Source organism: Stenotrophomonas sp. STEN030, from assembly GCF_056759995.1.
Genome location: NZ_JBRREB010000013.1, coordinates 19,866 through 36,552, shown reverse-complemented (window position 1 = coordinate 36,552; position 16,687 = coordinate 19,866). Strand labels below are relative to the sequence as shown.

Below are 16,687 nucleotides of genomic sequence, written 5' to 3'. Positions count from 1 at the left end.
ACCCTCAAATTTCATATCGCGAGAACTACCACGGCGACCAAGCTCGTATCGGCACGCAGGAAATAGCTAGAAACGAATTGGTTGATTCGCGCATCGCGGAGAGCCGCGTCTGCACCTCTCCCTGGCATAGCGAAGTTGGGCTTTGTGGCGTTGGAAATAATCTGGGATACAAGCATTGAAACGCAGCTCCCGAACCCGTCGCCCACTCCTTCAGCGGCAAGCTTCGGCAGTCCTGAGCTCGACCCCACCTGCATCCACTCTCCACGATCATTCAACCCTGGTAACCAGGGCCCCCGAACCGGGGGCCTCGAAACCCGGATCAATCATTCAACTGCTGATCCAGGAGATTGACGTCTTCTATCGTGTTCCGAACCAAACAGTCGGACCCAACCTGCATCTCACCTGACGTTGTTGCCCAGCTGTCCTGCAGGGTGTCTCGGTCGGATAGGCCCAATGCCGCAATCGACAAGACTTCTGCGACGCCAACATCAGTGAAGTCTGCATTGAACATACTCGCCTCGCCATCCACCAACAGATCGTTCACGGAAAGTAATACTTCCGTCCCACCATCTCTACCCATCGAGCGAGCTGCTGCTGCGATCACCACAGTCCAGGTCTCTGATGCGTCGCTCAAGTTGCCCGCAACATCGAAAGACACGAAGGTGAAACGGTGCTCGCCATACGCAAGTGGCTCGGCTGTGTACTTCCAGTTGCCATTCTCATCAACGGAGGCGAAGCCCACTTCTTCGCCATGGTTGAAGACCATGATGGTCGAGCTTGCTTCCGCCTTGCCAGAGAACGTTGGCGTCCGGTCGTCGGTGGTCTGGCCGTTCGCAAGATTTCCAGTCCATACGCCAGTGTTGTCATGAACGGCTTCGATGATGGGGGCGTCGGGAGACACCGTATCAACGCGAATCTGATAGCTGTTGCTGACGTCACTCTCAGCGCCACCTGCGCTCACCGCGACAGCAGTGAATACACGCACGCCATCAGCAACTGGCGTTGTAGCAGTGAAGCTCCAACGGCCGTTGTCAGCAACCACAACGGTGCCCAGCACATTCCCATCCATGCGTATCTCGATGGTTTCGCCGGCTTTGCCATTGCCGTTTATCGTCGGCATCGCGTCATCGGTTGTGCCGCCATTGAGCAGGATTCCGGTGTATTCACCGACGTCGTCACGGATGTTGGTGATTTTTGGCGTGGTGGGAATCGCGTCATCTACCGAGAAGGTGAACTCGTTGGAAGACGAGCTGCTGTTGCCTGCAGCATCAATAGCTTCAGCGCTCAAAGTATGCGCTCCTGCTGCCAGTGCTTCAGCCGGCTCGAAAACCCACTGGCCGCTTGCATCCGCCACCACACGACCGATCTCAGTTCCGCGATCCTTGATCACAACAGTGCTGTTCACCTCGGCCTTTCCGCTGATGGTTGGAATGACGTCATCAGTCGTCTCACCCTGGCTCAGGTTGCCGGTCTTGGAGCCCTTGTCGTCATACACCGTCTCGATGACTGGCGCATCCGGTGGGAGCGTGTCGACCACAATCCCAAACACAGGCGACGCGTCACTCTCGTTGCCCGCCTTGTCCTGCGCCGTTACGGTGAAGTCATGCGCACCATTGAGCAACGGCGGACTCGGGGTGAAGCTCCAATCGCCATTGCGATCGGCCGCAACGCTCCCCAACAGACTGCCCTTGTCATAGATGTTTACCGTGGTGCCCGCATCGGCTTTGCCCGACAAAGTCGGCGTAGCGTCATCCGTATGCTGCCCTTGGCCTAACGCGCCCTGCGAGGCACCGACATCGTCGTTGATCTCTTCAATTGTTGGAAAGTTCGGCGGGGTCAGGTCGACGGTCAACTCGAACGGACCAACACGCTCGCTCTCACCGTTCGCAACGGTCGTAACCGTCGCTGTCAGACTGTGCGCACCTTCACTCAGCGGCATTGCCGGAGTGATACTCCACTTGCCTTCAGCATCGACTACCGCCTCACCCAACAGCACGCTGCCTTCGTAGACCCTGACCGTACCGCCAATGGTGCCCTTGCCGTGCAGGGTCGGGGTGACGTCGTCAGTGACTCCGTTCTTGCCGATTTCGCCGGTAACGCTGCCTGCATCGTCGATTGCGCCATCGATACTGACCTTCACTCCGGTTGTGTCTATCACGAAGTTGATCGGATCGGACTTCGGACTCACGTTGCCCGCCTGGTCAAGCACTTCGTAGTTGAGACTGTGATTGCCATCGCTCAGACCCGGTGACGGGGTGAAGCTCCAGTCACCATTGGCATCGCTTGGAACGCGACCAATCTCCTTGCCGTTGTCATAGATGATCACGGTGCCGTTTGGCTCACCTTTGCCCTCAAAGGTCGGGGTGGCGTCATCGGTCACGGTGCCATTGACGATCGGGCCAGTTACGCTGCCTGCGTCATCAAGCAGTACCGCATCGTCCATGCTTGGCTTGTCTGCGGGCTTGGTGTCTACGTTGATCGGATACTTTCCAGTCTCCGGACTGGCATTACCCGCGCCATTGGTAGCCTTGGCTGTGATGCTGTGCAGGCCGTCAGGCAGGTCGATGGAGGGGGTGTAGCTCCACTCGCCGTTCGCTGCAACCTCGGCGGTTCCAGACAGCACGCCGTCAATGTAGACCGACACGGTCATGCCAGCCTGGGCGGTACCGTTGATGGTTGGACGCGCGTCATCGGTGACAGCATTCTTCTGAATGTTTCCGGTGATGCTTCCGACGTCGTCAACGACTGATGTGATCGCTGGCACCGCGGGGGGCACAGCAGTGACCACCTCCAGATCAAAGCGATCGGACGGTAAGGAGGTGTTGCCCGCCCTGTCCACTGCCTCAGCAGTAAACTCGTGCTTACCGGTGGGCAGCGGCTTGGTCGGCTCGAAACTCCACTTGCCATCGCTGCCGACCTGCGCATGCCCGATCTCCATGCCCTTGTCCTTGATGACGACCGTGGTGTTGGCCTCAGCGGTACCACTGAGCAGCGGTTTGCTGTCATCCGTGGCAGCACCGGACGAAAGATTGCCGGTTACATCACCCTGGTCGTCGTGGACCGACAATATCGCCGGCCTGTCCGGGGCAACGGTGTCGATAGTGATACCAAAGACCGCCGAGGGCTGGCTCACGTTGCCCGCCTTGTCTACGGCAGTCACCATGAAATCATGCGCGCCGTTGTTCAACGGAGTGGTCGGTGTGAAGCTCCAGTTCCCATTGACATCGGCCACCGCGCTGCCCAGCAGACTGCCGTTGTCGTAGATGCGTACAGTGCTGCCCGCTTCGGCATTGCCAGCCAACGTCGGCGTGGTGTCATCGGTGTCCTGGCCATTGACCAGCTTGCCTTGGGGGCTGCCAACGTCGTCGCTGATGCTGTCGATGCGTGGCCGGCTCGGCGGGCTCGAGTCGATACTGAAGTCGAACGGAGTACTGTGTGTGCTCTCGCCATTGGCAACAGTGGTAACTGTAGCGGTCAGGCTGTGTGCACCTTCGCCTAGCGGCACGTCAGGGGTGATGCTCCATTTGCCATCGGCATCGACCACGGCCTCGCCCAATAGTATGCCGCCTTCGTAGACCCTGACCGTTCCGCCAATGCTGCCCTTGCCATGCAGGGTTGGCGTGGTGTCATCGGTGATGCCGCTCTTTCCGATCTCGCCGATGACGCTGCCAAAGTCGTCGATCGCACCGTCGATACTGACCTTCACGCCAGCGGTGTCGATAACGAAGTTGATCGCATCAGACGCTTCGCTGACGTTACCAGCCTGATCCACCACTTTGTAGTTGAAACTGTGCGCGCCTTCGTCCAATGACGGCGACGGGGTAAAGCTCCAATCGCCACTGGAACTGGCTGGCACGCGACCGATCTCCTTGCCCTTGTCGTAGATGATCACGATACCGCCCGGCTCGGCCTTGCCCTCAAAGGTGGGCGTTGCATCGTCAGTCACCGTGCCATTGCTGATCACGCCGGTGACTTGGCCCTCATCATCGAGCAGCACCGCATCGCCAGGACCTGGCTGAGCAGGGGCTTGCGTATCAACATAGATCGGATACTTCCCGGTTTCCGGACTCATATTGCCTACGCCGTTGGTGGCCTGGGCAGTGATGTCGTGTAAACCGTCAAGCAGGTTGGCGGTCGGGGTGAAACTCCAATCACCATTGACCGCGACCACGGTGGTCCCGGACAGCACGCCATCGATATAGATCGACACGGTCATACCTGCCTGCGCTGTGCCATTGATGGTCGGGCGTGCGTCATCGGTAACCGCGCCCTTCTGGATATTTCCGGTGACACTGCCAACGTCATCGACCACCGAAGTGATCGCCGGGGCTGCGGGGGCCCCCGGGCCGACCAGCACCAGGTCGAAGCGATCCGAAGGCGCGCTGGACGTGCCAGCCTCGTTCATAGCTACAGCGGTCAATTTGTACGTGCCCTGCCTCAATGGAAGCGACGGCTCGAATGTCCACCGGCCATCCGCCCCCACCTGCGCACAGCCAATCTCGACGCCGTCGTTCCTGATGATGACGGTGGTGTTCGGCTCAGCGCTTCCCTTGATGGTCGGCTTGGCATCATCAGTTGCGTCACCCGAGCTCAGGAACCCGGTCTGGTCGCCATGATCGTCGTATACCGTCTCGATGACCGGCTTGTCCGGAAGTTGGCTGTCAACGTTGATTGCGTACTCATCCGACGGCTCGGAACTGTTGCCGGCCGGGTCAGTGATCACAACTTCAAAGACGTGCTCACCTTCGCTCAGTGCGTCTTCCGGCGTAAACGTCCATATGCCGTTGTCGCCGACCTGCGCTTCGCCAATGACCTTGCCATTGTCGATGATGGTGACGGTGTCGCTAGCGTCACCCTTGCCCGAAAGCGTTGGCTGTGTATCGTCGGTAACACCACCGTTGCCGACGGGACCGGTGACAACTCCGTAATCGTCAACAATGCTCTCGATACCCGGCTTGGCCGGCGGCGTGGTGTCAACAATGATTACGTACTCATCCGACGACTCTGAGCTGTTGCCAGCTGGATCAGTAACGACAACCTCGAAAACATGCTCGCCTTCGCTCAGCGGCGCGTCCGGAGTGAAAGCCCAGGTGCCGTCTTCGTCAACCGCTACTTCGCCAATGACGTTGCCGTTGTCGATGATGGTGACGGTATCACCTGCGTCGCCCTTGCCCGACAGCGTTGGCTGTCTGTCGTCGGTAACGCCACCATTCTCCACCGGGCCGGTGACAGGCCCCTGATCGTCAATGATGCTCTCCACCCCTGGCTTGGCCGGCGCGGTGGTGTCGATGATGATCACAATTTCTTCGGACGGATCCGAGCTGTTACCTGACGGATCTTTGACCACGATCTCCAGCGAATGTTCGCCATCGCCCAGATCCGCCTCAGGGGTGAAAGTCCAGTTGCCACCGCCATCGACAATGACTTCGCCGATGACCTTGCCGTTATCAATCACGACTACCGTGTCACCGGGCTCCTGCCCGGAGCCACCCAGCGTTGGGCGGTTATCGTCCGTCACATCACCTGGATTGATGCTGCCCTTGAGTGGGCCCTTGTCATCGACTATCGAACCAATGCCTTTGTTCTCTGGCGCAGTGGTGTCTTTGGGTTTGTTGCCGCCCCCCTTGTTGTGCTCGACGATTGCGCCGCCAGCCAGTCCAGCAACCCCGGCCAGCACCCATGGCAACAAACCAGCGCCAGCGACGACCAAGCCTTCGCCGAACCCAGCAAGCTGCGGGGAGCCCAACGCCAACGGCGAAGACATACCCTCCATCAGGAATGCGGCAGCGCTGTCGGTGTCGCCGTCTGCTGCGATGTACTCGTGGTATAGGCCATCTTCACCCAGGCCAATCAGTTGGCTGTCAGAGCCAACGAAGTTCTCGATGATCAGCTCCGGCTGATCCGGGTCGGTGCCCTCGAGCGCAACATGCAGATTGTTACCTACGCGCTTGACGGTAATATTCTCCGGGCCCACACCGCTGCCGTTCTCGGCAAGCAGATACTGCCGGCCCTTTACTGCCTTGACGCGAACAGATTTGCCGCTCTTGGCATCGCTCAGCGATTTACTCAGAGCAATGGCCTTATCGTTGACTACGGAAACACTGACGTTCATCGCTGAATCACCTGAATGATCATGACTTGATTGACGGGGCCGATATTTCAGACACCATATAATTTGAACCGACCATCCACGATCAGATTCATCAATGGCGAGATTATTGCCACCGCAATACCACCCTTAAATAGGACAGGTCTCAAACCGGCGCAGCACATACAAATAGGAACAGGAAAGAGAAATATAGAGTTTCAAGTTTAAAACTAGAGACCAACGCGATAAAGGTTATGACTCACCTTCCTGCAAGTGAAAACACATTGGGCAAAATTCGCCCTTTGCGATCACAACTTAGCGTTGAAAACGCGCCAGCCTCGAAAGCCAAACCATCCAAATTCAATAACTTACGCTGCAATTCACGCACTCCGCGGCGGTCTAGCGATAGCGACGACAAGGCACCCCCGAACTATCACCGACGCTTCTTTATGTCCTAATCAGCTGACATACCCCCAACCGCATCTGACATACCAACGTAAATCCGGAATGCCGCCTGTTTCATATTTGATACTGAAGCGGAAAGCCAATAAACATTCACTTACTCCTGCCCAAGCCACACTGCATATATATTGCGGCATACGCTGCTCTTTGCATGAAAACTAAAACACAAACAGTTTCATATTTGATAACCGCACCGGCATCCTGCATGTTTCGCAGTAACGTGACATTGCGTTTCCGCCGGAAGACCGGAAACATCGTGCAACGACCGTTCGACTCACAGCCCGGGCAAGCACAGCTCCCCGCCGCGGAGCTGTTAGCGGGGATTCTGAAAGTCATCCAGATACTTGCTCCCGGGTGCGCCACGGTCCATCCTGATTAGAGGACTGTTACTACTGAAGCATCGCCCCGATCTGGACAGCCGATGCGACCACTGCTGGCTGTAGAAGGCGACTCAGTAACCACCACTGCATTCCTCCAGGACTGGCAACGCCCTCCCTGCCACCGAAGAAACTATCCCACCAATGCAGGCAACCGTGGGACCTCAGCCGTACGTTTTTGCCCTCAACATCGCCGATAGGACTTCAACAGCCGCTGCGGCGCCGACCACGCAGAGGACATCAAGCGGAGCAGAAGGCAGCGGCGATGAGCCGCCACTGCCTTGTTCCATCAATAGGCTTCCAGTCTGTAGTCCTGCATATCCAGCCCGAAGCCGTACGCATGGCCAACGTCGACAACACTCGCCACGAGATCGCCTCTGTGGTTCGCCAGGGTTGGAGAAGGGAAAAGCTCATCGTTGGCTGCGGCCAGCACCTCCGATACTGCAGCGAGCGCAGGTTCGCCATAGAGATCGACAGCCCCCACCACCGCAGAGTTCGTCACCACTACGTTCACGCCTTGCTGTACCAGCAGTTCCGCAGCCAAGGAGGAATGCTGGAAAGCGTCATAGGTGACCCCTTCGATCACCACGGTTGTCTGCTTCACCCAGTCGCCGTGATCGACGTTTCCAGTGAGAAGATCGCTCAGATTGACCTTGTCACCCGCATTACCCTTGACCATCATCTGCACGCGATCCGCGTCGCCAGCGTGGAAGATATTCGTGCCGCCATTGCGCAGCACATCCGACAGATTCAGCGTCAGCGTGTTGTTTCCGGCACCCGTCAGATCAATGACTTCCATCGAACTGATCTTGCTGCCCGCTGCGGTCATATCCAGCAGATGATAGGCACCAACGATCTTAAGTGTGTCTATTCCAGCACCACCGTGAACGGCCGCGGTAGCCTGCCCAAAGTAGGTGTGCGCGTACTGCGAGATTGAAACAACGTCATCCGCTGCCGAGCCATGGAATGTCTCTGCCAGGGCGTCGATCAGGTGCTGGTCACGCTTGTCCTCTGTATGCGTGACCACGTATTGACTGAACGAATCCAAGGTCACGCTCGTACTCATTGCGGTCACCGTGAACGACCCGATGTCCGCCAGACCGCTCTTGGTCCAAGTGAAGTTTGCCGTATGTCGCGCTGTCGCATCGCCAAAGACGGTCTGCTGGTGAAGAAGATTTCCGCTTACGTCGAACACGCGAATCTGCGCCCCCAAAGCGTTGTCAGCTCCACTCAGGCGCAGCGTTATCTGGTCCGCCGCCTTGTTCAGTGTGAACGTTGCGTTTGCCTGCAGCGCATCGCTCAAGGTCAAACCCGCCAGACTGTTGGTGGTGGCAGCGGACTTGGCCAAGCTACCCGTCGTCGTCACAGTGAAGCCATTGCCGGCGTAAACATCATCCACCGGCGTAAGCTGCAACGCGTCGCTCAGCAGAGCACGGGTATACGTTCCTACAACATTGTACGGCGCCGACAGCGCGCCGATGGAACCGTCCTGGCCGATGATCTGCGCGGTCACCGCGAAATCATAGTTGTAACTCGCCGTTGAGTAGGTAACGGTCGCCGGAACATTGAGGGTGACGAAGCCATTGCTGATGTTCAGCGCAGTCAGGACCTGGTCGTAGGTGCTGGTTCCCCACTGGATGTGCACCTTGTCGCCCGCCGTGGCTCCGGTGCCGGCCAGCGACACGGTCATCTCCGAACCATCCTGCGCCAATACGGAGGTGTAGATGTTTTCTGCCTCGGGAATGCTGGTGATGACTGGTGCCGCAGGAGCCTCGGCCAGCGTCACGTCCTGTACCAGCACCTGGGTGCCATGGGTAATGCCGTCACTTACGCGCACCTGCACGCTCCAGCTGCTTGAATGAGCCGACAGGTCGATGAAAGTCCAGCTCTTGCCGTGCGTAACGGCGTCCAACCAAGTGTTGCCGCCATCGACTGATACCTGCACTTTCAGGCCGCTTGCCAGATGCTGCGACAGCGTGCCCGAGACCTCCCGCCCTGCGCTGCCATCGGCAGTCAAAGAATCGCCCTGCAGCCCCGTGTCCTTGCCCAGCCTGTCGATCTTCAGCAGCTTGCGCGCATCGGAGGGCTCCAGAACGATGTACAAATTGGCCGACTGCGAAACACCATTGGTGTCAAGCGCCATATAGCCAAAGGTTTCTTCCTTCGCGCTTTCGCCATGGTATAGCTGGTCGAACTTCGACTTGTAACTGTAGTCGCCGGCCTGGTGAGCGGCGGATGCATGCATATAGACCTGTAGCGTTCCGCTATCAGTCGTGATGCTGAGCAGGCCTGTATCCGGATCGTAGATTCCTTTCACGTTGGCACTGACATTCACCATCACCAGCGAATTGTTGGCCGCAATGCGGAACGTGCCGCCATCAAAGGTGACCTGGGCCAGGTACTCATTGCCGTCACGCTTCAATTTGACATCATTGTCCAAGAGGTTCCCAGACACACTGTCGCCGATCACGGCCCCCAGCAGGACATCCGACAACATTTCTGGCGAGGGTAGCTCGATGGCTTTTCCTCCAGTGGCCAACCAATGGAACGAGTGCTCGTATCCCGTGTAGAACGGCGTCACACTGATCGGCGTTGATACGATGGGGGTATCCAGAACTTCGTTTCCAGTCGGGTTGAGCAGCATCGCCTGCCACTTGTCCGCTGTCGCCTGCGACAGGCTGTTCCCTGCATCACCGAGGATGAACACCTGATTGGGGCCATTCTCCGCTAGATGGTCGGCTCTGATGCTGTCAGCTGCCGACTGAATCGTCCGATCGTAATCCAGACCACCATCAGCAGACAGCGAGCTGACCGCAGCCATGTACAGCTTGTAATCAAGATCCAGGTCGCTGCTGAAGCTGTACTTCACAGGAGCATTGCTGGTCATGCTCAGCAACGTCAATGTGACGGCCTGCCCGCCAGCTGCAGCAAGATATTCAACCGCCAACAGCTGCAATGCTGCCTTCACTGACGATATTCGCGCTCCCCCCATGCTTCCCGAGGTGTCAACCACCACAGTTGCATTGAACTTCACCGAGCCAGCACCGGCCAGCTCTCGCGGATGGTCGTCACCATTCTGTGCAACGACGAAGTCGAAGCGATCCGATGGCGCGCTGATGTTTCCTGTAGCGTCAATCGATTCGGCGGTGATCCGGTGTTCGCCCTCTGCCAGATTCAGCTGCGGCGTAAACACCCATCCGCCCTCTGCATCCGCCTGCACACGACCGATCTCGATACCGTAGTCCTTGATTACGACGGTGCTTCCAGCTACCGCCGTGCCGCCGAAATCTGGACGGTAGTCATCGGTTTCCTCACCCATCGTCAGATTGCCTGTCTTACTGCCGGTGTCGTCGTAAACAGCATCAATGGTCGGCGGCGCACCTGATGCAGAAGCGACAACGATCTCGAAAACATCCGAAGATTCGCTCAAGTTACCTGCCGTATCTTCGGCGACCACGCTAAACGTGTACTCACCATCGACAAGTGCTGTATCCGGCGTATAGATCCACGTTCCGTTGGCATCGGCAACCACGCTACCAAGCAGCTTGCTGCCATTGTAGACATGTACGGCACTGCCAGCTTCGGCCCTACCGAGCAAGGTCGGCCGATTGTCGTCGGTGATTGCGCCATTCTCCAGCACGCCCTGCACTACCCCGACGTCGTCCAGCACCTGCTCGATGCTAGGCTTTTCAGGCGGGGTCACGTCCACCGTCAACTTGAACGGTTTGCTGCGTTCGCTCTCACCCGTGGCAACCAACGTCACCGTTGCATGGAGGCTGTGCACGCCTTCACTCAGCGCAACACCCGGGGTGAACTGCCAGGTTCCATCAACGTCAGCGGTGACCTTCCCCAACAGCGCGCTGCCTTCGTAGATTTTTACGACTCCGCCTGCCGTGGCCGTGCCAAACAGGGTTGGAGTACTGTCATCGGTTATGCCACCACTGAATACCTCGTCGACCACGCTGCCTACGTCATCCTCAGCGTAGTAGATGTTGATCTTCTCGGGGCGTGTATCGACAACGAATTCGGTTGCAGCCGTGCGCTCACCACCGTTTCCGGCACGGTCCACCGCGGAATAGCTCAGAATGTGCAGGCCATCGACCAATGCAGGCTCCGGCGTAAAGCTCCATTTCCCATCAGCACCGACCAGCGTGCGACCAATCTCCTTGCCCCTGTCATAGACAATCACCGTGGTGTGCGCTTCGGCACTGCCATCGATGGTGGGACGATCATCATCGGTGATCATGCCATCGGTGATTCCCCCGGTGATGCGCCCTTGATCGTCCTGTATGCCTGCAATGACAGGCACATCGGGAACAGTTGTATCGACGAATATCACATAAGGTTCGGAGAAATCGCTCACATCGCCATTCGGATACTCGTGGATGATGCTGATCGCATGGCCGCCATCGGGAAACGGTAGCTTCGGCGTGAGCGACCACTCACCGTTTGCACCCGAGATCACCTGGCCGATCAGTTCCACACCGCGGTAAATGTGTACCAGCACGCCCGGTTCGGCCTTGCCCACAATCCGTGGCCTGCCGTCATCCGTATAGCCACCACTTTCTACTACGCCCTGGATCGAACCCTGACCGTCCAGAACGGCATCAATGATTGGCCTATCGTCGACCGAGCGCTCCTGGGGGGCAAGACCCGCTAGTTGGTCAGGGTCCACCAGTACTCCTTTGGGTAGAACCCGCTCAGCGTGAGCATCGCCCTTTTCACCTGGAATGGAACGTGTGTACACGGGTTTGCTGAGGGCGACCACGCCATCAACTGCTGCAGGCAGGTCGGCGGCCAGCACGATCGCGCCAGAAGAACCAGCAGCAACTTCATCCGTTGGTGCAGGATTGTGCACATGCGGCGAAGACTTGAGCTTGCCTCCATCGCTGCTCTCATCTGCACCAGCCAACGCAAAGCCATCGGTCACTGCAGCCTTGTCCAACAACGCGCTACTGAACCCCGACGCTCCACCATCGGCATACTCGAAATCAACTGATCCTGGTGTAGGTCTGAGAGCGCCGAGCGAAATCATTGACGATGAGCCATCCCGCATCTCCGCGACAGTAGTGACACCCGTGTCGGTGGTGGCCTGATAGTCCCGATGCTCGCCATCAATACCCAGACCCACCAATTGACCCGAACAGCCAAAAAAATTCTCAATTACGACAAATGTGGGCGCAGTTCCGCCCACCATCTGCTGCAGGACCAGACTGCTGCCGATGCGCTCGGCTATGACATACCCCTCGGCGGTGCCACCTTCAATACTCTCAAGCACGCAGCAGGCGCCATCCACCGCATGGATATGCACAACATTGCCACCCTCCACTACAAGCTGCTGCGAGCTGATCACAGAGCCACCGCCAACCACCGATATCATCGCTGTCATTTTCATTCACCCGCTTTTGTTTCTCATGTGAAAACCTCACGACGCCACCTTGAATGATGGCAACCAGCCGTGGGACCCGTGCATTCGTTAGGCGATCCGATCGATCATCTGTTTCAAGACAGAAACTGAGAATGAGACTGGCGTTCTACTCAGACTCAATCTGGCCTTTGAGTACGCCTTGAGGACAGCAGCAGGTACCCGCTCGCTGCATCACCGATAGTTGGCGCCCTCCGCTACGACAATAGGCTTGAGGAACGCGCACCCATATAGGGATAGTCCTGAAGGCAAGACCCAAGACAGCGCACCTGCGCCACAGCTGCAATTGTTCTGCTCGCTATCAACGTGAGCTCCGCCAACGTGCAGCCAAACCTTCTACACATCTCGCTGTTACTGTTATTTGCTTCAGGCCACGATCTTGGTTTTAAGGCTGAGAACGGAGCCTCTGGAAGAAGAAGCAACAGCGCAGTTTTTTACTCGTCACACTGAGGATGAAAATCAGACTCCCTGTGAATACCAAACAAGGACTGAGCAATTGGGAGCATTCCTATTCGCCATTACTCCGATGGACCCCAGACTTCTGATCCTCATCGGGTGGCAGCTGACGCTTGGCACTCCCGGATGAAATTTTGCCTGCCTTCGCAGGCACCTCTATCTGGATCTGCCATGACCATTCCCAACGCGCCGGCTGACGAAGCTGTAGCGATGACACAAGACCAGACCAGCATCGAAGACACATTGCTGCGAAGCGTTTCCTGGATGTGTGATCACTACGACATGAGCCGCAGCCCGGCCGCACTGGTTGCCGGCTTGCCATGGAATGGCGCGCTGTCGCCGTCACTGGCATTGCAGGCACTGAGCAATGCCGGCCTTACCGGCGGCGTTGTGAAACGCGTTCTGGCACAGCTGCCTGCACAGGTGATGCCAATCATTCTTATACGCAAGCAACAGGGCGGCGGCATCTTGTTGGAGCGCAGGGAAGTCCGTGATGAAGACAACAAGCGGCAGCTACGCTACACGGTCATTCTTCCAGAGGTGTCCGCAGAACCTGTTGACCTGTCACACGAAGATCTTGACGCGCTCTACTCCGGTCACGCCATTCTGGTGAAGCCTCGCGCTCATATGGACAACCGTGCCGGCGACGCACTGCCGGAGTCCAAGGGCCACTGGCTGTTCAGCACCTTGTGGCGCTACCGACGCTATTACCGTAGTGCGGCCATCGCCGCGGTGCTTGCCAACGTATTGGCACTGGCAAGCATCTTCTTCACCATGAATGTCTATGACCGCGTTGTACCCAACCAGGCATTTGTCACGCTATGGTCACTGGGCATCGGCGTGATCATTGCGATGGTATTTGAAGCCATCATCCGTTTCGTGCGCGCCCATCTATTGGACGTAGCTGCCAAGAAGGCTGATCTGGTACTGGGCGCCATGCTTTTCCGCCAAGCGCTGTCGCTGAAGATGGAACACAAGCCTGCTTCCTCAGGCAGCTTCGCCAATCAGTTGCGAGAGTTCGAATCGGTGCGCGACTTTGCCACCTCCGCAACGCTGGCGGCGATCTCTGATCTTCCCTTTGTGCTGATGTTCGTCGGCGTCATTTTTGCCATTGGCGGCCCACTTGGCTGGATTCCGCTGATGATCCTGCCGTTGATCATCATCATTTCGGTCTGCATCCAGTGGCCGCTGGCCCGGGTGATGAAGGAAAACCTGCGTGAGTCCTCACTCAAGCAGGGCGTGCTGATCGAATCCATCGAAGGCATGGAGACGCTCAAGTCCACTGGTGGCACCGCCAACATGCAGCGCCGCTGGCAGCACTTCAGTGCCCTGCAATCGGCAACCTCGATGAAATCACGGCGCCTGTCCAGCATCGCTACCGGCACTGTCACCTTGCTGCAGCAGCTGCAGACGGTGGTACTGGTCATCACCGGCGTCTATCTGATCACCGCCGGTACGCTCAGCATGGGCGCACTGATTGGCACCGTGATGTTGGCTGGCCGCGCCACCGCACCGCTGGGCCAGGTGATTGGCCTTGCAGTGCGTTTCCAGCAAGCCAAGGCCGCACTGGAATCGTTGAACAAGCTGATGGAAATGCCGCAGGATCGCGACCCGGCCCAGGACTATTTGCCGGCGCCAACCCTGAGCGGACAGATCGCACTGAAGAAAATCGGCTTCTCCTACCCCGCCCCGCCAATGCAGCCCAACCCGCCGGTGCTGACCGATATCAATCTATCCATCGCCCCGGGTGAGCGTGTAGCCATCCTCGGCCGCATTGGCAGTGGCAAGTCGACCTTGCTGCGGGTGATGTCGCGCCTGTACTCGCCGACCGAAGGGCAGATGTTCACCGACGGCCTGGATGTCAACCAGATTGATCCAGCCGATTGGCGCAAGGCAGTTGGCTTCGTCAACCAGGAAGCACGCCTGTTCCATGGCACCTTGCGCGAGAACGTGATGCTGGGCTGCCCGGATGCCAGCGTAGATGAGTTCGTGCGAGTGTTGCGATTGACCGGCCTGGATCAGTTTGCTGCCTCGCATCCGCGCGGCGTGAACCTGCCCATTGGTGAGAATGGCGACGGTGTATCCGGCGGCCAGCGTCAGCTGATCTCGCTGGCTCGCACCCTGCTCGCCCGTCCGCGCCTGCTGCTGATGGATGAGCCCACCAGCGCCATGGACGCACAGACCGAAGCCCAGTTCCTGGAGCATCTGCATCGCGCAACCAAGGGCCAGACGCTGGTGGTGGTTACCCATCGCCCTTCACTGCTCAACCTGGTGGAGCGGGTGATCGTGATGGACAACGGCCGCGTAGTCGCCGACGGCCCCAAGGCCAATGTGCTCACCGCATTGGGTGCAAACGCCACCGGCGAGGCGCGCGCGCCGGCTGTCGCGCCAACAACCGCCACCGCGCCTGCTAGCTCTGTTGCAGTTCCTGCTGCCGCTGTTGCAGTCACGCCTGCTCGCGCAGCAGCTAGCGACGCGAAGCCTGCACCCGGCATCCAGCCCACGCCAGCACGTGTGCGCCGTAGCAGGCCGCAACAACAGGAGGTGCAGTGATGTTCCCGCGGAAGAAAGCCAAGGAACAAACTTCATCGATCAGCGCTGCTGATGCAGCTTTCATGGACGACGTCTCCGAATCACTGCTCGCCCAAACCACACCGGGCTCGCGCATCGTCACCTATATGGTGTTGCTGGTCATGCTGGTCGGCATCACCTGGGCACATTTCGCCCGCGTTGAGGAAATCACCAAGGGCGAAGCCAAGATCGTCTCCAAGAGCCGCGAGCAGATCATCCAGAGTCTGGAAGGCGGCATCCTCGCAGCGATGTCTGCGCAGGAAGGTGACGTGGTCGAGCGTGGCCAGGTGCTGCTGAAGATCGACCCCACCCGAGCCAACGCCAGCTACCGCGAGGCACTGAGCAAGGTCATCTCGCTCAAGGCCACCATCGCCCGTCTGCGCGCCGAGGCCTATGGCGAAGCACTGGTGTTCGATGCACAGGTGCGGGAGTTTGAAGACGAAGTCGCCAGTGAGACCCGTGCGTTCAACGCCCGTCGTCGCGCCCTGGAAGAAGGCGTCGCCTCGCTGGAGCAGAGCTATGCTCTGTCGATGCGCGAGATCAACCTCGCCCAGCCGCTGGCGGCCAAAGGATTGCTGTCTGACGTGGAACTGCTGCGTATGCGTCGGCAGGCCAACGATATCCGTTCGCAGATTGTTGAACGCCGTAATCGTTACCGCTCGGACGCCAACTCCGAGTTGGTGAAGCTGGAAATGGAACTTTCACAGACCAGCGAGAACCTGGTCGGCCGCGCCGACGTGGTTGAACGCACCACCATCACCGCGCCGGTTCGCGGCACGGTTAAGAACGTACGGGTCAACACCGTTGGCGGCGTGATTCAACCCGGCGAGCACATTCTGGAAATCGTTCCGCTGGAAGACCAACTGTTGGTGGAAGGCAAGATCCGCCCATCAGATGTCGCCTTCCTCCGGCCCGGCTTGCCGGCAACGGTGAAGATCACCGCCTATGACTACGGCATCTACGGTGGTCTGAACGGTACCGTCGAGCTGATCAGTCCAGACACTTTGAAGGACGAAGAGAAGGGCGCAGCCGGACGCCCGGACAGCACCTACTACCGCGTAACCGTACTCACGGACAAGAGCGTACTGGAAGCTGGCGGGAAGGAGCTACCGATCATCCCCGGCATGATCGCCTCAGTGGAAATCCGCACCGGTGAGAAGACCGTGCTGGAGTATCTGCTCAAGCCGGTACTGAAGACACGCGAGGCATTTCGCGAGCGGTAATCGTCGCGGGCAGATACCCGCTTGCGTGGTCCCGGCAAGCACAGCGCGACTGGGGCTCCCCAGGTACTTTCCGCCAAGAACGGTA

4 protein-coding genes are annotated in these 16,687 nt (G+C 58.3%); 2 read left to right on the top strand and 2 right to left on the bottom strand.

Going from position 1 to position 16,687, the window contains the following annotated elements; all coding sequences use genetic code 11:
* Positions 1-319: 319 nt before the first annotated feature.
* Positions 320-6,112, bottom strand: coding sequence for an Ig-like domain-containing protein (locus ACVOLR_RS06500; RefSeq protein ID WP_481535717.1), 5,793 nt, complete (start codon positions 6,110-6,112; stop codon positions 320-322).
* A 1,104-nt stretch (positions 6,113-7,216) separates the two neighbouring features.
* Positions 7,217-12,322, bottom strand: coding sequence for an Ig-like domain-containing protein (locus ACVOLR_RS06495; RefSeq protein ID WP_481535716.1), 5,106 nt, complete (start codon positions 12,320-12,322; stop codon positions 7,217-7,219).
* Between the two features lie 657 nt (positions 12,323-12,979).
* Here ACVOLR_RS06495 and ACVOLR_RS06490 point away from each other — a divergent pair.
* Positions 12,980-15,361, top strand: a complete 2,382-nt coding sequence (locus tag ACVOLR_RS06490; protein WP_481535715.1) for a type I secretion system permease/ATPase — start codon at positions 12,980-12,982, stop codon at positions 15,359-15,361.
* Positions 15,361-16,602, top strand: coding sequence for an HlyD family type I secretion periplasmic adaptor subunit (locus tag ACVOLR_RS06485; protein ID WP_481535714.1), 1,242 nt, complete (start codon positions 15,361-15,363; stop codon positions 16,600-16,602). Before ACVOLR_RS06490 ends, ACVOLR_RS06485 begins: the two co-directional genes overlap by 1 nt.
* Positions 16,603-16,687 lie beyond the last annotated feature (85 nt).